Source organism: Modestobacter sp. NPDC049651 (genome assembly GCF_040659695.1).
Taxonomy (GTDB): Bacteria; Actinomycetota; Actinomycetes; order Mycobacteriales; family Geodermatophilaceae; genus Modestobacter.
The window spans coordinates 98,180-116,718 of record NZ_JBFAOG010000002.1; the positions used below are offsets into that span (position 1 = coordinate 98,180).

Here is an 18,539-nt window from a genome sequence, read left to right on the forward strand (position 1 = left end):
TTCCGGGGGCTGGCGGCAGCCGCGGCGGCACGGCTGACCAGCGGGGCCGTTACCGTGTCAGCCGTGCAGCTGACCGTCGTCGACCACCCGCTCGCCCGTGCCCGCCTGTCCCGGATGCGCGACGAGCGCAGCGACAACGCCACCTTCCGGGCGGCCCTGCACGACCTGACCGAGTTCCTGGTCTACGAGGCCACCCGTGACCTCGAGCTGGCCGAGGAGCCCATCACCACCCCGGTCGTCGAGACCACCGGCTACCGGTTGGCCGCCCCGCCGCTGATCGTGCCGGTGCTGCGCGCCGGCCTCGGCATGGCCGACACCGCGCACAGCCTGCTGCCCGAGTCGCAGATGGGCTTCGTCGGCCTGGCCCGCAACGAGGTCACCTTCCAGCCGGAGGCCTACATGGCCTCGCTGCCGGCGTCCCTGGTCGACCGCGAGGTCTTCGTGCTCGACCCGATGCTCGCCACCGGCGGCTCCCTGGTGCACTGCTGCACGCTGCTCACCGACCGCGGTGCCACCTCGATCACCGTGCTCTGCGCGCTCGCCGCCCCCGAGGGCATCAAGCGCCTCGAGGAGAGCGGCCTCCCGCTGCGGGTGTTCACCGCCAGCGTCGACGAGCGGCTCAACGAGCACGCCTACATCGTCCCGGGCCTCGGGGACGCCGGGGACCGCCAGTTCGGGAAGGTCTGAGCGTGCGGTTCGCCGTCCTGGGCACCAGCCACTGGGCGCGCACCGTCCATGCCACCTCCCTCGCCGACCACCCGGACGCCGAGCTCGTCGCCGTCTGGGGCCGCGACCTCGCCAAGGCGAAGGCGGCCGGCGCCGAGTTCGACGTCCCCGGCACCGACGACCTCGACGCGCTGCTCCCCGACGTCGACGCGGTCAGCTTCTCGCTGCCCCCGGACGTCCAGGCCCCGCTGGCCGAGCGGATCGCCGCCGCCGGCAAGCACCTCCTGCTGGAGAAGCCGGTCGCGCTGTCGACCGAGGCCGCCGACCGGGTGGTCGCCGCGGTCGAGGCCGCCGGCGTCGCGTCGGTCGTCTTCTTCACCAACCGCTTCCGGACGGCGACCTCCACCTGGCTGGAGCAGGCCGGCCGCACGACCCTCGCGGGCGGGTCGGTCACCTGGCTCGGCTCGCTCGCCGGCACCCCCTTCGACGCCTCGCCCTGGCGGCACGAGCACGGCGCCCTCTGGGACGTCGGCCCGCACGCGCTGTCGGTGCTGGTGCCCGCGCTCGGCCCGGTGACGGAGGTGCAGGCCGGCCGCGGCACCGGCGACGAGGTGCACCTGGTGCTCCGCCACGAGGGCGACCGGCTGAGCTCGGTGGTCCTCTCCTCGACCGCGGCCAAGCTGTCCGCCGGTATCGACGTCTGGGTGCACGGCGACGCCGGCCGGCTGGTGCTGCTGCCGGAGTCCGGCACCGCCGTCGAGGCGCACCGCACCGCGGTCACGGAGCTGACCCAGGCCGCGGTCGCCGGCGGCGTGCACCCCTGCGACGTCGGGTTCGGGCGGGACGTCGTCCGGGTGCTCGAGACCGCCCAGCGCGCGCTGCGGACCGGCTGCCGGGAGGCCGTCGGCGCATGACCACCGGCGGCACCCGCCGGGGTCTGCACCTGGCGCGGCGCGCCGACGCCGACCGGCACGCGCTCCTGCTGCTCGTCGGGCTGGCGGGCTCGATCGCGGTCACCCGCGCCTACCTGTCGCTCACCGGCTACCCGACCGTCGGCGGCGACACCCTGCACATCGCCCACGCGCTGTGGGGTGGGCTGCTCCTGCTGGTCGGCGCGGTGCTGGCGCTGACCCTCGTCAACCGGGCCGTGCTGCCCTGGGCCGCGCTGGTCACCGGGGTCGGCGCGGGCCTGTTCGTCGACGAGGTCGGCAAGTTCATCACCGTCGACAACGACTACTTCTTCGCCGCCGCGGCCCCCATCGCCTACCTGGTGCTCGTCGCCGCGCTGGCCCTCTTCCTCCGGCTGCGCCGCCGCCGCGACCCCGCGCCCGCCTCGCAGCTGCTCGCCGCGCTCGAGCTGCTCGGCGGCGCCGTCGACCGCGACCTCTCCCCGCACGACCGGCGGCGCCTCGAGCACCGGCTGGAGCGCGCGGCCGGCTCGGACCAGGACGACCTCGCCCGGCTCGCCCACGAGCTCCTCGACCTCACCCGGGCCGGCGTGCTGGACGCCGCCGTCGAGCAGCCCGGTCCGGTCCGGCGGCGGCTGCGGCGGGCCGGCGACGCCGTCCGGCGCGCGACCACCGAACCGCGGCTGCGCCGGGTGCTGGTCGTCGTCCTCGGGCTGCTGGCGCTCGCGACCCTCGCCGACCTGGCGCTGGCCGGCCTGATCGCCGTCGACCGGGCCGACGGGGCCACCGACCTGGCCGACGCGGTCGACGACTACGTCCGGGTCGACGTCCAGGACGGGCTGGGCACCACGCTGACCTTCCTGCGCATCGGCCTCGACGCCGTCGTGGGCGTGCTGCTGGCGGTGGCCGCCGTCCAGCTCGGCCGCGGGCGCCTCGAACGGGGCGACGCGCTGGCCCGGACGGCGCTGCTGATCGCGCTCGTCCTGGTCGACGCGCTCTTCTTCTACACCGAGCAGTTCGCCGCCGGCGGCATCGCACTCGTGCACCTGCTGGTGCTCTTCGCGGTCCGCCACCACGAGAGGCTGGTCACCGATGCCTGAGCAGCGCACCGCCTGGCTGATCTGGCCGATGCTGGCGCTCACCTTCTCCACCGGGGTCGTCGACGCGGTCGGCTACCTCGGCCTGGACCGGGTGTTCGTCGGCAACATGACCGGCAACGTCGTCGTCCTGGGCATGGCCGTCGCCGGCGCGGACCAGCTGCCGGTGCTCGGGCCGGCGCTGGCGTTCGCCGCGTTCCTGGTCGGCGCGGCCGCCGGCGGCCGCGCGCTGCGCGGCCAGCCCGCGGCGTGGACGACGCGCGCCACCGTGCTGCTGGCGGTCGTCGGCCTCGTCATCGCCGGGTGCGCGGCCACGCTGCTCGCGCTCGACGTGCCGCCCGCCTCCCCGGCCGACCCGGGCCCGCGGTGGCTGCTGGCCGCCACCTGCTCGCTGGCCGCGGTGATGGGCCTGCAGGCCGCGGTCGCCCGCACGCTCGCGGTCAAGGACGTGACCACGGTCGTGGTCACGTCGACGATGACCGCGCTGGCCGCGGAGTCGCGGCTCGGCGCGGCCAGCGGCGGCACCGCCTGGCGGCGCCGGGCGGGCGCGATCACGCTCATCGCCCTCGGCGCGCTCGCCGGCGCGGCCCTGCTCAAGGTGCACCTGGGCGCGGGGCTCGGCCTCGCCGCCCTGCTCGTGCTGGGCACCGCGGTCGGCGGGCACCTGGGCGCACGACGCCTGGAGCTACGGGCCCGCTGACCTGCCCCCACCCGTCCGGGTGATGGCGGTCACGCGGCGCGACCGCCACGATGAGCCGCCACCCCGACCGGGCTGGCACCGCCAGGGTGAACGGGGAACCGCATGAACGTCGGTCAGTGGTACGTGAGCAGGGGCCGGATCGACCGGCCCACCTTCTGGCTCCGCTACTTCCTGCCCATCTTCGCCGCCAGCATCGTGGCGTCGGTCATCGACGCGGTGATCGGGACGCGCAGCGACACCGGCGTGGGGGTGCTCACCACCATCGTCGGCCTGGCGACCATCGTCCCGTCGATCTCCTCGACGGTGACCCGCCTGCACGACCGCGACCACTCGGCCTGGTGGCTCCTCTGGAACCTGCTGCCGATCGCCGGGTTCATCGTGCTGCTGGTCCAGTACTGCCAGCCGGGCACCCCCGGTCCGAACCGGTACGGCCCGCCGCCGGCGCCGGCCGGTGGCCCGGTCGGCGAGCCGGGGTACCCGCAGCACTACAGCTGAGCCGCCCGAGCCCGCCGGTCAGCAGCCCAGCCGGTCGGCGAGCTCGGTCAGCGAGCCCACCGACAGGTCGGCGTCCGGGTCGGTGGCCGGCGGCGTGCGCCGGCCACCGGACTCCGCGGGCCGGTGCACGTACGCCGTGCGCAGCCCCCGGTCGCGGGCGGCGGCCAGGTCGCTGACGTGCGCGGCGACCATCAGCACCTGGTCGGCGGGCACGCCGAGGAACCGCGGCGCGGAGTCGTAGACCTCCGGGTCGGGCTTGTAGTGCTCGACGAGCTCCGCACCGAGCACCGCGTCCCAGGGCAGCCCGCCGTGCCGGGCCAGGTCGACGGCGAGCGCCACGTTGCCGTTCGACAGCGGCGCCAGCACGTACCGGGTGCGCAGCCGGGTCAGCCCGGCGACGACGTCCGGCCACGGGTCCAGCCGGTGCCAGGCGAGCGTGAGCTCCGCCCGGACGGCGGGGGAGACGGCGGCCAGGCCGCGCTCGGCGAGCAGCTCGTCCAGCGACGCCCGGTGCAGCGCGTCCAGCGGCGTCCAGGGCAGCTCACCGGAGCGCACCCGGTCCATCGCCGGCGCGTACCGCCCGCGCCAGTCGTCGGCCACGTCGAACGGGTCGACCCCGGCCGACCCGAGCTCGTCGCCCAGCAGCCGGGCCGCCTCGCGGGCCACGCCCGAGCGCCAGTCGACGAGGGTGCCGAACACGTCGAAGACCAGCGCCCGGACGTCCACGGTCACGGTCACGGCGCCCTACAGCCCGAGTGCCGCGGACATCTCGGTGCGCAGCTGGTCCAGCTCGTCGGCGCCGCGGCCGCGGGCGGCCAGCACCCCGGCGTCGTCGTGCACCGGGACGACGGTCTCCAGGTACGCCTTGAGCTTCGGTTCCGTGCCGGACGGCCGGACGATCACCCGCACCCCGTCGCCGAGCAGCCGGACGGCGTCCACCGACGGCTCCTCGTGCACCAGGTCGGTGTACTCGACCGCCCGGCCGAGCAGCTGCGCCGGCGGCTGCGCGCGCAGCCGGGTCATCGCCTGCCCGATCAGCGACAGGTCCTCCACCCGCACCGACAGCTGCCCGGTGACGAACAGCCCGTGCTCGCGGGCCAGGTCGTCGAGCCGGTCGAGCAGGGTGCGGCCCTCGGCCTTCAGCTCGGCGGCCAGCAGCGCGACGGCGAGCGCCGCGGAGATGCCGTCCTTGTCGTGCGCGACGCCCGGGGTGACCGCGTAGCCGAGCGCCTCCTCGTAGCCGAACGCCAGCGGCGCCTCGGGCGAGCCGGCCCGGATGATCCACTTGAACCCGGTCGGGGTCTCGGCGAACGGCACCCCGTGCGCCTGGGTGAGCTCGTACAGCAGCGAGCCGCTGACCAGCGACGACGCGTACGTGCCGCGCACGCCGCGGCGCAGCAGCCAGTCGGCCAGCAGCGCGCCCACCTCGTCGCCGGTGAGCTGCCGCCCACCGCAGACCACCGAGCAGCGGTCGGCGTCGGGGTCCTCGGCGATGGCGACGTCCGCGCCGGTGCGCCCGGCGAGCGCCAGCAGCAGGTCGACCGCGCCGGGCTCCTCCGGGTTCGGGAAGGAGACGGTCGGGAACGCGGGGTCCGGCCGGTCCTGCTCGGGCACCGAGTGCAGCGGCGAGAACCCGGCGGCCTCGAACACCGCGCGGGTCGTGCCGGAACCGACGCCGTGCATGGCGGTGTAGGCGACGACCAGCCGCTGCCGGTCGGCCAGCGGCACCCGGCCCGGCTCGAGCGCGTCGACGACGGCGGCCACGTAGTCGGCGACCAGGTCGTCGCCGGCGGTGACCCAGTCGTCCTGTCGCGGGAGCGCGCGCAGCGACCCGACCTGCGCGATCGCCGCCTCGATCTCCCGGTCGGCCGGCGGCACCAGCTGCGCGCCGTCGCCGAGGTAGACCTTGTAGCCGTTGTCCTGCGGCGGGTTGTGGCTGGCGGTCACGGTGATCCCGGCGACCGCCCCCAGGTGCCGGACGGCGAACGACAGCACCGGCGTCGGCAGCGGCCGCGGCAGCACCGTGACGGCGAAGCCGGCCGCGGTGAGCACCTCGGCCGACAGCGCAGCGAACTCGTCGGACCGCCGCCGCGCGTCGTAGCCGATGACGATCCCCCCGCCGGCGTGCCCCTGCGCGGTCAGCCACGCGCCCAGCCCGGCGGCCGCGCGCATCACCACGGCGGCGTTCATCCCGGCCGGCCCGGCCCGCAGCGGCCCGCGCAGCCCGGCCGTCCCGAAGGTCAGCGGGCCGGCGAACCGGCGCTCCAGCTCGGGGAGGTCCTCGCTCTCGATCAGCGCCTCGATCTCCCGGCGGTCACCCTCGTGCGGGTCGTCGTCCGCCCACTCGCGGGCGGTCTGCAGCACGGTCACGGTCGGCCCTCCTCGGCCAGCTGGGCGGCGATGGTGTCCGCGTCGAACTCGTCGGAGGTGAACTCCCCGCCCACCCGGGCGTGCACCGGGTCGGCGGGGTCGGGCTCGCCGGGCGCGGCGAGCAGCGCCGCGGCGAAGGGCTCGGCGTCGTCCTGCGGCTGGTAGCCCAGCGCCCGCGCCGCGGTGAGGTCCCACCAGCGGCGGGTGTTGTCCGAGACGCCCCAGACGGTGCGGAAGCCGGGGTCCGGCGCGGTGAGCGCGGCCTGCACCAGCCGCACCGTGTCACCGGGCGACAGCCAGGTCGACAGCTGCCGCACCGTCGTCGGCTCGGGGAAGGCGCTGCCGATGCGCAGGCACACGACGTCCAGGCCGTACCGGTCGGCGTACAGCGAGCCGAGCGCCTCCATCGCGACCTTGGCGACGCCGTAGAAGGTGTCCGGCCGGGGCGGGGCGTCGGCCTCGGTCAGCAGCCCCGCCGCCGGTCGCGGGGTGTAGCCGGTCGCGTGGTTGCTGCTGGCCAGCACCACCCGGCGCACGCCGGTGCGGCGGGCGGCCTCCAGCACGGCCCAGCTGCCCTCGACCTGGCTGTCCCGGATCGCCGGCCACGTCGACTCGGTGGGGATGCCGGCCAGGTGCACGACGGCGTCGGTGCCCCCGGCGGCCGCGACCACCGTGCCGAGGTCGGTCGCGTCGCCGACCCGGTGCTCCACGCCCGGGCGCGGGTCGGTCACGTCGACGACGTCGAGCCCGCGCACCGCCCAGCCGAGCTCCGGCAGCGCGTCGCGCAGCCAGCTGCCGATCCGCCCGGCCGCGCCGGTGACCAGGACGGTGCGCGGTCCGCTCACATGCGGCCGATCAGCTGCACCAGGAACTGGCCCAGCCGGCCGGCGGCGGCGCGGCCGGCCTGGAGCACCTCCTGGTGGTCCAGCGCCTCGCCGGTGATGCCGGCCGCGGCGTTGGTGACCATCGACAGCCCGAAGACCTCCAGGCCGGCGGCGCGGGCGGCGATCGCCTCGAGCGCCGTGGACATGCCGACCAGGTCGGCGCCCAGCGTGCGCAGCATGCGGATCTCGGCCGGCGTCTCGAAGTGCGGGCCGGGGAGTGCCGCGTACACGCCCTCGACCAGCGACGGGTCGATCTGCTGGGCCAGCGCCCGCAGCCGCGCGGAGTACAGGTCGGTCAGGTCGACGAAGGTCGCGCCGACCAGCGGCGAGCGGGCGGTGAGGTTGAGGTGGTCGCTGATCAGCACGGCCTGCCCGACCCGGTGGTCGGGCGCCAGCCCGCCGGCGGCGTTGGTGAGGACGACGCTGCGCACGCCGGCCGCCGCCGCGGTGCGGATGCCGTGGACGACGGGCTCGACGCCGCGGCCCTCGTACAGGTGCGTCCGGCCGAGGAACAGCAGGACCTTGTGCGCACCCACCTGGACCGAGCGGATCTCGCCGCCGTGACCGACGACGGTCGGCGCCGAGAAGCCGGGCAGCTCGCCCATCTCGACGCTGGCCAGGGTGCGCCCGAACGCCTCCGCGGCCGGCGCCCAGCCGGAGCCCATGACCACCGCGACGTCGTGGCCCTCACCGAGCGCGGACTGCAGGTCGTCGGCGGCGCGGGCGGCCACGGCGGAGGGGTCGGTCGGGGGCACGGCGGTCACGTCGCTCACGGCCCGAAGGTAGCGGAGGACAGCAGGTGGGGCGGGGTGCGGGCGGCGCCGCGCTCGCCCGGCGGAAGATCGTCGACGCGCCTAGGATCCCGCTGGTGCAGATCCCCTTCCACAGCTCGGAGCGGGCGAGCCTCGGCGTCGAGTGGGAGCTCCAGCTCGTCGACCGGCAGACGCGCGAGCTCACCGCCGGTGCCACCGAGATCCTCGCGGAGCTGACGCCCGAGGGGCTCGAGGAGCACCCCAAGGCCAAGCACGAGCTGCTGCAGTCGACCGTCGAGATCATCACCGGCGTCTGCACCACCGTCGCGGAGGCCAAGGCCGACCTGGCCGCCACCCTCGCCGAGGTGGTCGAGGCCGCCGACCGCCGCGGGCTGGGCGTGCTGTGCGCCGGCAGCCACCCGTTCACCCGCTGGGACTCCCAGGAGATCTCGCCCAAGGAGCGCTACGCGCAGCTGGTCGAGCGGATGCAGTGGATGGCCCGGCGGATGCAGATCTTCGGCGTGCACGTGCACGTCGGCGTCCGCTCGCCGGAGAAGGCCATCCCGACGGTCAACGCGCTGACCCAGTACCTGCCGCACTTCCTCGCGCTCTCGGCGTCCTCCCCGTTCTGGTCCGGTTGCGACACCGGCCTGGCCTCGGCGCGCACCAAGGTGTTCGAGGGCATGCCCACCGGCGGGCTGCCGCACCAGCTCGCCGACTGGGACGAGTTCGAGGAGTACATGGACACCCTGATCCGGGCCGGCGCGATCGAGAGCGTCCGCGAGGTCTGGTGGGACGTGCGGCCGCACCCGGACTTCGGGACGGTGGAGCTGCGCGTCTGCGACGGGCTGCCCACCCTCGACGAGATCGGCGCGGTCGCGGCGCTCGCGCAGTGCCTGGTCGAGCAGTTCGACACCCAGCTCGACCGCGGCTACACGCTGCCCACCCCCGCCGAGTGGATCGTGCGGGAGAACAAGTGGCGGGCCGTGCGCTGGGGCCTGGACGCGAAGATCGTGGTCGACGAGCAGGGCACCGTCCGGCCGGTCCGCGAGGCGCTCACCGAGCTGGTCGAGGAGCTCATGCCGGTCGCGAAGCGGCTGGGCTGCGAGGCCGAGCTGGCCGACGTCCGCCGGGTGCTCGACGTCGGCGCCTCCTACCAGCGGCAGCGCGACGTCGCCGAGCGCGCCGGCGGCGACCTCACCGCGGTCGTCGACAGCCTGCTGGCCGAGATGCGCGACGGGCTGCCCGCGGGGCGGGAGAACGGGTGACCGACGGCACGCGCCCCGACCACCCCGCCGCCGCGGCGCTCGACCGCTGGGTGCACGAGCACGCCGACGAGCTGGTCGCCGTCCGCCGGCACCTGCACGCCCACCCCGAGCTGGGCTTCGCCGAGCACGGGACGACGGAGTACCTGGAGCAGCGGCTGACGGCGGCCGGCCTGGCGCCCCGGCGGCTGCGGGTGGGCACCGGGCTGGTCTGCGACGTCGGTCGTGGGCGGGTCGGGTCGGAGGGTGGTGGAGGCCCGGTGGTGGTGCTGCGCGCCGACATCGACGCCCTGCCGCTGGCCGACCTCAAGGACGTGCCCTACCGCTCGACCCGCGAGGGGCTCTGCCACGCCTGCGGGCACGACGTGCACACCACCGTGCTGCTGGGCACCGCGCTGGCGCTCGCCGAGCAGGACGAGCTGCCCGGCACCGTGCGCTGCGTGTTCCAGCCGGCCGAGGAGCAGGTGCCCGGTGGCGGCCTGGAGGTGCTGGGCGAGGGCGTGCTCGCCGGGGCCGGCCGGGCGTTCGCGCTGCACTGCGACCCGTCGGTGCCGGTCGGCTCGGTGGGCCTGCGCACCGGTGCGATCACCGCGGCCTGCGACCGGGTCGAGGTCACCCTCACCGGTCCCGGCGGCCACACCGCGCGGCCGCAGCTGACCGTCGACCTGGTGCACGCGCTGGGCCGGGTGGTCACCGAGGTGCCCGGCCTGCTGTCCCGGCTGGTCGACCCCCGCGCCGGGGTGTCGCTGGTGTGGGGCGCGGTCAGCGCGGGTGTCGCCGCCAACGCGATCCCGCAGACCGGCACCCTGCGCGGCACGTTGCGGGTGCTGGACCGCGAGGTCTGGGCGGAGGCCGAGGAGCTGGTGCGCCGGCTGGTCACCGAGATCGCCCGGACCTCCGGCGCCGACGTCGAGATCGAGTACGTGCGCGGTGTGCCACCGGTGGTCAACGACCCGCGCAGCGTCGCGCTGCTGCGCTCGGCCGCGCTGGAGACCGTGGGCACCGAGGGCGTGCGGCTCTCGCCGCAGAGCATGGGCGGCGAGGACTTCGGCTGGTTCGCCGAGGTGCTGCCGATCGCGCTGGCCCGGCTGGGCACCGCGGGCACCGGGCCGGCGCTCGACCTGCACCGGGGCACCTTCGACGTCGACGAGCGGGCCATCGGGGTCGGCGTCCGGCTGCTGGGCCGCGCGGCCCTGCACGCGCTGGCCGCCGACGCCGCGCTACCCGCTGGCACCCCGGGCCGCTCGCCCCTGTAGACACGTGGGGACGACGCCACCAGCACGAGAGGCGGGACCCGACGATGCGTTCCACCCAGCCGGCGAGCCCGGGCGGTCCGCCGCCGGCCGAGCCGGACGCCCCGGCCGAGCTGCCGCTGGCCGCGGAGTTCCCCGCCGCGACCCGTGACCAGTGGCGGGAGCTGGTGGCCGGGGTGCTGCGGAGGTCCGGCGTCGAGGAGCTGCCCGACCCGGTCGAGGACGCGCTGCGCCGGCCGGTCGCCACCGGGGTCACCGTCGCCCCGCTGTACACCGCCGAGGACGCCGCCGACCTCCCGCGCGCCGTCGGCGTCCCCGGGCTGCCGCCGTTCGTCCGCGGCGCCCGCGCAGGAGCCGCGAACGGGAACACCCCCGCCGGCTGGGACGTGCGGCAGCGGCACGCCGACCCGGACGTCGCGCTGACCCGCGAGGCCGTCGCCGCCGACCTGGAGAACGGCGGCACGTCGCTGTGGCTGGTCGTCGGCGAGGGCGCGCTGCCGGCCGACCGGCTCGGTGAGGTGCTCGCCGACGTCTACCTCGACCTCGCGCCGCTGACCCTCGAGGGCTCCGGGGTGGCGGGCGGGTCGGCGGCAGCCGCCGAGGCGTTCCTCCGGCTCGTCGAGGGGCGCACCGACCTCGCGCCCGGCGGCTGCCTGGGGCTCGACCCGATCGGCGTGCACGCCGCCACCGGCGAGCCGCAGGACCTCACCGGCCTGGCCGACCTCGCCCGCCGCGCCCCGGCCGGCTGGCGCACCGTCGTCGTCGACGCCACCGTCTTCGCCGACGCGGGCGCCTCCGCGGTCGAGGAGCTCGGCTGCTCGCTGGCGGCGGGGGTGGCCTACCTGCGCGCGCTCACCGACGGCGGCCTGCCCGTCGACGAGGCGTTCGGCCAGCTGGAGTTCCGGTACAGCGCGACCGTCGACCAGTTCACCACCATCGCCGCGCTGCGCGCCGCCCGCCGGCTGTGGGACCGGGTCGGCGAGGCCAGCGGCGCCGCGCCGGCGGCCCGCGCGCAGCGCCAGCACGCGGTCACCTCCTCGGTGATGACCACCCGGCACGACCCGTGGGTGAACATGCTGCGCACGACGGTGGCCTGCTTCGCCGCGGGCGTGGGTGGCGCGGACGTCGTCACGGTGCAGCCGTTCGACGCCGCGCTCGGCCTGCCCGACGCCTTCGCCCGCCGGATCGCCCGCAACACCCAGAACCTGCTGGTCGAGGAGGGGCACCTCGGCCGGGTGCTCGACCCGGCCGGCGGCTCCTGGTACGTCGAGTCGCTCACCGAGTCGCTGGCGCAGGCCGCGTGGGCCTGGTTCACCGAGGTCGAGCGGGCCGGCGGGCTGGCCGCGGCGCTGGACTCCGGGCTGGTGGCCGACCGGATCGGCGACGCCTGGGCGCAGCGGCTGGACCGGCTCGCGCACCGCACCGAGGCCGTCACCGGGGTCAGCGAGTTCCCGAACCCGGCGGAGGTGCTGCCGGTCCGCCGTCCCGAGGCCCGGGTGCGGCCCGCCGGCGGGCTGCCCCGGGTGCGCGCCGCGGCCCGGTTCGAGGAGCTGCGCGACGCCGTCGAGGCGCGCGAGCCGCGCCCGGCCGTGTACCTGGCCACGCTCGGGCCGGTCGCCCGGCACACCGCCCGCGCGACGTTCGCGGCGAACCTGCTGCAGGCCGGCGGGCTGGCCACCCCGGCCGGCGACGGCACCGCCGGGTTCGCGGCCGCCGGCACCACGGTCGCCTGCATCTGCGGCACCGACCCGGACCACGCCGGGTCGGCTGCTGCGCTGGCCGCCGAGCTGCGCGCCGCCGGTGCGGAGCACGTGTGGCTGGCCGGCACCGCGGAGGTCGACGGCGTCGACGGGCACCTGTCGGCGGGGTGCGACGCCCTCGCCGTCCTCACCACGGTCCTCGAGCAGCTGGGAGTCCAGCGATGAGCGCGATCCCCGACTTCGGCGGCCTCGAGCTCGGTCCGCCGGCGAGCGACGCGACGGCGGCGGACTGGGCGGCCGCCTACGCGCGGGCCACCGGGCAGGGGGTGGCCGACGCGACCTGGCACACGCCCGAGGGCATCGCCGTCCCGCCGCTGCACACCCCCGACGACCTCGCCGGCATCGACTACCTGGGACCGGACTTCCTGGGCACCTACCCGGGCGTCCCGCCCTACCTGCGCGGGCCCTACCCGACGATGTACACGACGCAGCCGTGGACGATCCGCCAGTACGCCGGGTTCTCCACCGCTCGGGAGTCCAACGCGTTCTACCGGCGCAACCTCGCCGCCGGGCAGAAGGGCCTGTCGGTCGCGTTCGACCTGCCCACCCACCGCGGCTACGACTCCGACCACCCGCGGGTGGTCGGAGACGTCGGCATGGCCGGGGTGGCGATCGACTCGATCCTGGACATGCGGCAGCTGTTCGACGGCATCCCGCTGGACCGGATGAGCGTGTCGATGACGATGAACGGCGCCGTCCTGCCGGTGCTCGCGCTCTACGTGGTGGCGGCGGAGGAGCAGGGGGTGGGCCCGGACCAGCTCACGGGGACGATCCAGAACGACATCCTCAAGGAGTTCATGGTCCGCAACACCTACATCTACCCGCCCCGGCCCTCGATGCAGATCATCAGCGACATCTTCGCGTTCACCTCGACCGAGATGCCGCGGTTCAACTCGATCTCCATCTCCGGCTACCACATCCAGGAGGCCGGGGCGACGGCCGACCTGGAGCTCGCCTACACGCTCGCCGACGGCGTCGAGTACCTGCAGGCGGGCACGGCGGCCGGCCTGGACGTCGACGTGTTCGCACCGCGGCTGTCGTTCTTCTGGGCCATCGGCATGAACTTCTTCATGGAGGTCGCCAAGCTGCGGGCCGGGCGGCTGCTGTGGGCGAAGCTGGTGCGCGAGGCCGGCGCGCGGGCGGACAAGTCGCTGTCGCTGCGCACCCACTCGCAGACCTCGGGCTGGTCGCTGACCGCGCAGGACGTCTACAACAACGTCGTCCGCACCTGCCTCGAGGCGATGGCCGCCACCCAGGGCCACACCCAGTCGCTGCACACCAACGCCCTCGACGAGGCGCTGGCGCTGCCCACCGACTTCTCCGCCCGGATCGCCCGCAACACCCAGCTGCTGCTGCAGCAGGAGTCCGGGACGACGCGGGTGATCGACCCGTGGGGCGGGTCGGCGTACGTCGAGCAGCTGACCTACGACCTGGCCCGCCGGGCGTGGGGGCACATCCAGGAGGTCGCCGCACACGGCGGCATGGCGCAGGCGATCGACGACGGCATCCCGAAGCTGCGCATCGAGGAGGCCGCGGCCCGCACCCAGGCGCGGATCGACTCCGGGCGCCAGCCGGTGATCGGCGTGAACAAGTACCGGGTCGACGCCGACGAGGCGGTCGAGGTGCTGCGCGTGGACAACGCCGACGTGCTCGCCCAGCAGAAGGCGAAGCTCGCCGAGCTGCGGGCCTCCCGCGACCCGCGCGCGGTGCAGGAGACGCTGGGCCGGCTCACCGACGCCGCCCGCGCCGCCGCCGAGGGCCGGCGGGGCCCGTCGCTGGAGTCGAACCTGCTCAAGCTCGCCGTCGACGCGGCCCGGGCGAAGGCGACGGTGGGGGAGATCTCCGACGCGCTGGAGGCCGTGTACGGGCGGCACTCCGGTCAGGTGCGCACCATCTCCGGTGTGTACCGCGACGAAGCAGGTGCCTCGGGGCCCGTGGCCGAGACCCGCCGGATGGCCGAGGAGTTCGCCGAGGCCGAGGGCCGCCGGCCGCGCATCCTGGTGGCCAAGATGGGCCAGGACGGGCACGACCGCGGCCAGAAGGTGATCGCCACCGCGTTCGCCGACCTCGGCTTCGACGTCGACGTCGGCCCGCTGTTCCAGACGCCGGACGAGGTCGCCCGGCAGGCGGTGGAGGCCGACGTGCACGTCGTCGGCGTCTCCTCGCTCGCCGCCGGGCACCTCACCCTGGTGCCCGCGCTGCGCGACGCGCTGGCCGAGCTCGGCGCGGACGACGTGCTGGTCGTGGTCGGCGGCGTCATCCCGCCGGACGACGTGCCGCGGCTGGAGGAGATGGGCGCGGCGGCGGTGTTCCCGCCGGGGACGGTCATCGCCGACGCCGCCCAGCAGCTGCTGCGCACGCTGTCGTCCCGCCTTGGCCACTGACGTCGCCGCCCTCGTCGAGGGGGTGCTGGCCGGTGACCGGCGGTCGGTGGCGCGGGCGATCACGCTGGTCGAGTCGCGGCGCACCGACCACCGGGCGGCCGCCCAGGAGCTGCTCGTGCAGCTGCTGCCGCACGCCGGGAACGCCCGCCGGGTGGGCATCAGCGGGGTGCCCGGGGTCGGGAAGTCGACGTTCATCGACACCCTCGGCGTCCGGCTGACCGCGGCGGGGGCGAAGGTCGCGGTGCTCGCCGTCGACCCGTCGTCCGCGCGGTCGGGCGGGTCGATCCTCGGCGACAAGACGCGGATGAGCCGGCTCGCCGTCGACCCGCACGCGTTCATCCGGCCGGCGCCGACCGCGGGCACGCTCGGCGGGGTCGCGCAGGCGACCCGGGAGTCGATGGTGGTCGTGGAGGCCGCCGGCTACGACGTGGTGCTCGTCGAGACCGTGGGCGTCGGCCAGTCGGAGATCGCCGTCGCGGAGATGGTCGACACGTTCCTGTTCCTCACCCTGGCCCGCACCGGCGACCAGCTGCAGGGCATCAAGCGCGGCATCCTCGAGATCGCCGACGTGATCGCGGTGAACAAGGCCGACGGGCCGGGGGAGTCCGACGCCCGGGTCGCCGCCCGGGAGCTGCGGACGGCGGTGCGGGTGCTGCGCGGGCCCGGCGACGACGTGCCGGTGCTGACCTGCGCCGGGCTCACCGGCACCGGCCTGGACGAGGTGTGGGCCGCGGTCGTCGGTCACCAGGACCGGCTGCGCGCCGGCGGCGAGCTCGACCGCCGGCGCCGCGACCAGCAGGTGCGCTGGACCTGGCAGCTGGTGCGGGACGGGCTGGAGCACCGGCTGCGCACCCACCCCGGCGTCCGGTCGCTCGCGCCCGGGCTGGAGGCCGCGGTCACGGCCGGCGAGCTGACCCCCGCGCTGGCCGCGCGGCAGCTGCTGGACGCCTTCCTCGCCGGCCCCGAGGCCTGACTCCGCGTCCCAGTCGTCCCACGCCCACCGTGGGGAACAGACACCTCGCCGGCTGCCCCGTGCCGGCCGGCGCCGACCTAGCCTCGGCGGGTCGGCCGGACGCACCCGGGTCGCGGGTGCCGCCGACGCGAGAGACGAGGTGTGCGGTGGCCCGCGGGGGGACCGACGTCCGGACCGGCGCCCAGCGGATGCGGGCGCTGGACGCGCTCCGGTTCGTCGCGGCGCTGGCCGTGGTGGCCTTCCACTACACGGGGCGCGACAGCGGCGCCTGGGGTGACAGCGTGCGCACCGTCTTCCCGTCGCTGAGCCGGTTCACCGTCTACGGCGGCTTCGGCCCGTACCTGTTCTTCATCATCAGCGGCTTCGTCGTGCTGATGAGCGCGCAGGGGCGGTCGGCCGCGCAGTTCATCGCCTCCCGGGTCGGGCGCCTGTACCCGGCCTACTGGGTGGGCGTGCTGCTCACCGGCGCCGTCGTCCAGCTGTGGCCGATCGTGCCCGCCTGGCGCGACCTGACCGGCACGGACGTCGCGGTGAACCTCAGCATGTTCCAGTCGGCCTTCGGCGTCCGCGACGTCGACGGCGTCTACTGGACGCTCTGGGTGGAGCTGAAGTTCTACCTGCTGCTGCTGGTCCTGGTGGGCCTCGGCATCACCCGGGCCCGGCTGCTCGCGCTGTGCTTCGCCTGGCCGCTGCTCGGGGCGCTGGCGCTGCAGACCGGCAGCCCGCTGCTCACCGCCCTGCTCGAGCCCCACTACGCCCCGTTCTTCTGCCTCGGCATCCTGCTGTACCTCGTCCACCAGCACGGCTGGAACGCGCCCACCGGCCTCCTGCTCGGCCTCAACTACGTGGCCGCGCTGTGGGTGTCGGCCACCTACTACGTGCAGTGGTCGATCGACGTCGCCGGCCACCCGGTGTCGGTCCGCGGTCTGGCCGTGCTGCTCACCGGCTGCATCGCGGCGGTGGTCGTCGTGACGCTCACCCCGGTGGCCCGGGTGGACTGGCGGTGGCTCACCGTGCTGGGCGCGCTGACCTACCCGCTCTACCTCGTCCACCAGGACATCGGCTGGGTCGTGCTGCACGGCCTGTCGAAGTACGTGCCGGCGCACCTGGCGGTCCCGCTCGTCGTGCTCGGGATGCTCTGCCTGGCGTACGCGGTGCACCGCTGCGTCGAACGGCCCCTCGGCCGGCGGCTGCGGCGGGCCGTCGAGCGCGAGCTCGAGCAGCTCCGGGTCCCCGCCGCCGGCCGGCACGTCCCGGCGCCCCGCCACCCGGCGGCGCAGCCCGCGGCCGGGCCGCCGGCGCCGCCGCGGCACCCGGTCCGGCCCGCGCGGGACCTGCCACCCGCCCCCCGGCCCGCCGGTGTCCCGCCCGAGGCGGCGCCGGTGTCCGGGCGGCAGCCGGGCTGATCGCCGGGCCGGGAACGGGTCGTCCGCGTCGGTCGCGCGGGGCAGCGGGTGCAGCGGGGACAATGGGTGCTGCAACTCAGCACACAGCACACGACGTCCAGCTTGGAGAGCAGCAGCAATGACCCGCGTGGTGATCATCGGTGGCGGACCAGCCGGCTACGAGGCCGCGCTCGTCGCCGCCCAGCTCGGTGCGCAGGTCACCGTGGTCGAGCGGGACGGCATCGGTGGCGCCAGCGTGCTGTCCGACTGCGTCCCGTCCAAGGCCTTCATCGCCGCCGCCGGCGCGATGACCTCCGTCCGCGACTCGGCCGCCCTGGGCCTGCGCGGCACCGACCCGGCCACCGTCGAGCTCGACCTGACCGCGGTCAACAGCCGGATCCAGCACCTGGCCAAGGCCCAGTCCGCCGACATCCACCACCGCCTGGAGTCCGAGGGCGTCCGGATCATCGCCGGGGCGGCGCGGCTGTCCGACGAGATCCGCAACCTCACCGTGCACCGGGTCGAGGTGCTCGGCGCCGACGGGGGCGTGGCGGAGGAGCTCGAGGGCGACGTCGTCCTCATCGCCACCGGCGCCGACCCGCGCGTGCTGCCCGGCGCCGAGCCCGACGGCGAGCGGATCCTGTCCTGGCGCGACGTCTACGACCTCACCGAGCCGCCCGAGCACCTGGTGGTCATCGGCTCCGGCGTCACCGGCGCCGAGTTCGCCTCCGGCTACCTGGAGGCCGGCGTCCCGGTGACCCTGGTCTCCTCCCGCGACCAGGTGCTCCCCGGTGAGGACGCCGACGCCGCCGCCGTGGTCGAGAAGGTCTTCCAGTCCCGCGGCGGGCGGATCGCCGAGCGCGGCCGCGCCGACAAGGTGACCCGCACCGACGACGGCGTGCGGGTCGAGCTCACCGACGGCCGCGTCGTCGAGGGCTCGCACGCGCTGATGACCGTCGGCACCGTGCCCAACACCGCCGGGCTGAACCTCGAGGCGTGCGGTGTCGAGCTCACGCCGTCCGGCCACGTCGTCGTCGACCGGGTCAGCCGCACCACGACGTCGGGCATCTACGCCGCCGGCGACGTCACCGGCGTCTTCCAGCTCGCCTCGGTCGCGGCCATGCAGGGCCGGATCGCGATGTGGCACGCGCTGGGCGAGGCGGTGGCCCCCATCCGGCTGAAGACCGTGTCGGCCAACGTCTTCACCCACCCGGAGATCGCCACCGTCGGCGTGCAGGAGAAGACCCTGCCCGACGGTGCGGACGTCGAGGTCGTGCGGCTGCCGCTGGGCACCAACGCCCGGGCGAAGATGGGCGACCTGCACGACGGGTTCATCAAGCTGTACGCGCGCCGGTCCACCGACGTCGTGATCGGCGGCGTCGTGGTGGCGCCGGGCGCCTCGGAGCTGATCCTGCCGATCGCGCTCGCCGTCACCAAGGGCCTCACCGCCGCCGACCTCGCCCAGACGTTCGCGATCTACCCCTCGCTGTCGGGGTCGATCACCGAGGCCGGCCGCCGGCTGATGGGCATCGACGACGAGCACAGCTGACACCGGCGGCGGGCCGACCGGGCCCGCCGCCACCCGGCCGGCGCAGCGCGCCTGACGGCCGCGCTCAAGCCGCGGCGCCCGGACGCCGATGGAGCACC

General features: G+C 75.8%; 16 protein-coding genes. 12 read left to right on the forward strand and 4 right to left on the reverse strand.

Annotation, left to right across the window (positions count from 1 at the left end; all coding sequences use genetic code 11):
• Window positions 1-63: 63 nt before the first annotated feature.
• The 5 genes from upp (at window position 64) to AB0J00_RS03855 (ending at window position 3,866) form a co-directional block, all read left to right on the forward strand.
• Entirely contained in the window at window positions 64-687 is a 624-nt protein-coding gene (gene upp / locus AB0J00_RS03835; RefSeq protein WP_357740402.1) for a uracil phosphoribosyltransferase, read from the forward strand.
• Between the two features lie 2 nt (window positions 688-689).
• Complete coding sequence (locus tag AB0J00_RS03840) at window positions 690-1,580, forward strand: Gfo/Idh/MocA family oxidoreductase (protein WP_357740405.1); 891 nt, start codon at window positions 690-692, stop codon at window positions 1,578-1,580.
• On the forward strand, window positions 1,577-2,674 hold the full coding sequence (locus tag AB0J00_RS03845) for a hypothetical protein (protein ID WP_357740408.1): 1,098 nt from the start codon (window positions 1,577-1,579) through the stop codon (window positions 2,672-2,674). The genes AB0J00_RS03840 and AB0J00_RS03845 overlap by 4 nt, the downstream gene beginning before the upstream one ends.
• Window positions 2,667-3,371: a YoaK family protein gene (locus AB0J00_RS03850; RefSeq protein WP_357740411.1), complete on the forward strand. Its 705-nt coding sequence runs from the start codon at window positions 2,667-2,669 to the stop codon at window positions 3,369-3,371. The genes AB0J00_RS03845 and AB0J00_RS03850 overlap by 8 nt, the downstream gene beginning before the upstream one ends.
• A gap of 102 nt (window positions 3,372-3,473) precedes the next feature.
• Window positions 3,474-3,866 carry a DUF805 domain-containing protein gene (locus AB0J00_RS03855; RefSeq protein WP_357740414.1) on the forward strand — a complete coding sequence of 131 codons (393 nt, stop codon included), beginning with the start codon at window positions 3,474-3,476 and terminating at the stop codon, window positions 3,864-3,866.
• 18 nt (window positions 3,867-3,884) lie between these two features.
• Here the strand turns inward: AB0J00_RS03855 and AB0J00_RS03860 are convergent, their stop codons facing one another.
• From AB0J00_RS03860 to AB0J00_RS03875, 4 genes are read right to left on the reverse strand one after another with little or no spacing between them, the layout of a single operon-like run.
• Entirely contained in the window at window positions 3,885-4,604 is a 720-nt protein-coding gene (locus AB0J00_RS03860; RefSeq protein ID WP_357740417.1) for a haloacid dehalogenase type II, read from the reverse strand.
• A 6-nt stretch (window positions 4,605-4,610) separates the two neighbouring features.
• On the reverse strand, window positions 4,611-6,236 hold the full coding sequence (locus AB0J00_RS03865) for a phospho-sugar mutase (RefSeq protein ID WP_357740419.1): 1,626 nt from the start codon (window positions 6,234-6,236) through the stop codon (window positions 4,611-4,613).
• The gene (locus AB0J00_RS03870; protein WP_357740423.1) at window positions 6,233-7,081 is read right to left on the reverse strand and encodes an NAD(P)-dependent oxidoreductase; all 849 of its coding nucleotides are present in this window, start codon (window positions 7,079-7,081) and stop codon (window positions 6,233-6,235) included. Before AB0J00_RS03870 ends, AB0J00_RS03865 begins: the two co-directional genes overlap by 4 nt.
• Complete coding sequence (locus AB0J00_RS03875; protein ID WP_357740426.1) at window positions 7,078-7,893, reverse strand: purine-nucleoside phosphorylase; 816 nt, start codon at window positions 7,891-7,893, stop codon at window positions 7,078-7,080. Before AB0J00_RS03875 ends, AB0J00_RS03870 begins: the two co-directional genes overlap by 4 nt.
• Before the next feature lie 26 nt (window positions 7,894-7,919).
• On the opposite strand from AB0J00_RS03875, the gene AB0J00_RS03880 reads away from it, so the two are divergent.
• From AB0J00_RS03880 to AB0J00_RS03910, 7 genes are all read left to right on the forward strand, one after another.
• Window positions 7,920-9,140: a glutamate--cysteine ligase gene (locus AB0J00_RS03880; protein WP_357740428.1), complete on the forward strand. Its 1,221-nt coding sequence runs from the start codon at window positions 7,920-7,922 to the stop codon at window positions 9,138-9,140.
• Window positions 9,137-10,393 (forward strand): amidohydrolase, encoded by a 1,257-nt coding sequence (locus tag AB0J00_RS03885; RefSeq protein ID WP_357740431.1) that lies wholly within the window; start codon window positions 9,137-9,139, stop codon window positions 10,391-10,393. The genes AB0J00_RS03880 and AB0J00_RS03885 overlap by 4 nt, the downstream gene beginning before the upstream one ends.
• A 44-nt stretch (window positions 10,394-10,437) precedes the next feature.
• Window positions 10,438-12,315 (forward strand): methylmalonyl-CoA mutase subunit beta, encoded by a 1,878-nt coding sequence (locus tag AB0J00_RS03890; protein WP_357740435.1) that lies wholly within the window; start codon window positions 10,438-10,440, stop codon window positions 12,313-12,315.
• On the forward strand, window positions 12,312-14,534 hold the full coding sequence (gene scpA / locus AB0J00_RS03895) for a methylmalonyl-CoA mutase (RefSeq protein ID WP_357740438.1): 2,223 nt from the start codon (window positions 12,312-12,314) through the stop codon (window positions 14,532-14,534). The genes AB0J00_RS03890 and scpA overlap by 4 nt, the downstream gene beginning before the upstream one ends.
• Entirely contained in the window at window positions 14,524-15,507 is a 984-nt protein-coding gene (gene meaB, locus AB0J00_RS03900) for a methylmalonyl Co-A mutase-associated GTPase MeaB (RefSeq protein WP_357740441.1), read from the forward strand. Before scpA ends, meaB begins: the two co-directional genes overlap by 11 nt.
• 146 nt (window positions 15,508-15,653) lie before the next feature.
• On the forward strand, window positions 15,654-16,913 hold the full coding sequence (locus tag AB0J00_RS03905) for an acyltransferase (protein ID WP_357740443.1): 1,260 nt from the start codon (window positions 15,654-15,656) through the stop codon (window positions 16,911-16,913).
• Between the two features lie 118 nt (window positions 16,914-17,031).
• Window positions 17,032-18,441 (forward strand): NAD(P)H-quinone dehydrogenase, encoded by a 1,410-nt coding sequence (locus tag AB0J00_RS03910; RefSeq protein ID WP_357740446.1) that lies wholly within the window; start codon window positions 17,032-17,034, stop codon window positions 18,439-18,441.
• Window positions 18,442-18,539: the final 98 nt, after the last annotated feature.

Excerpts from the sequence above, each read along its gene's own strand:
- AB0J00_RS03890 (WP_357740435.1), top strand. The coding sequence starts at position 10,438 with ATGCGTTCCACCCAGCCGGCGAGCCCGGGCGGTCCGCCGCCGGCCGAG.
- AB0J00_RS03850 (WP_357740411.1), top strand. The coding sequence starts at position 2,667 with ATGCCTGAGCAGCGCACCGCCTGGCTGATCTGGCCGATGCTGGCGCTC.
- AB0J00_RS03855 (WP_357740414.1), top strand. The coding sequence starts at position 3,474 with ATGAACGTCGGTCAGTGGTACGTGAGCAGGGGCCGGATCGACCGGCCC.
- scpA (WP_357740438.1), top strand. The coding sequence starts at position 12,312 with ATGAGCGCGATCCCCGACTTCGGCGGCCTCGAGCTCGGTCCGCCGGCG.
- AB0J00_RS03910 (WP_357740446.1), top strand. The coding sequence starts at position 17,032 with ATGACCCGCGTGGTGATCATCGGTGGCGGACCAGCCGGCTACGAGGCC.
- AB0J00_RS03845 (WP_357740408.1), top strand. The coding sequence starts at position 1,577 with ATGACCACCGGCGGCACCCGCCGGGGTCTGCACCTGGCGCGGCGCGCC.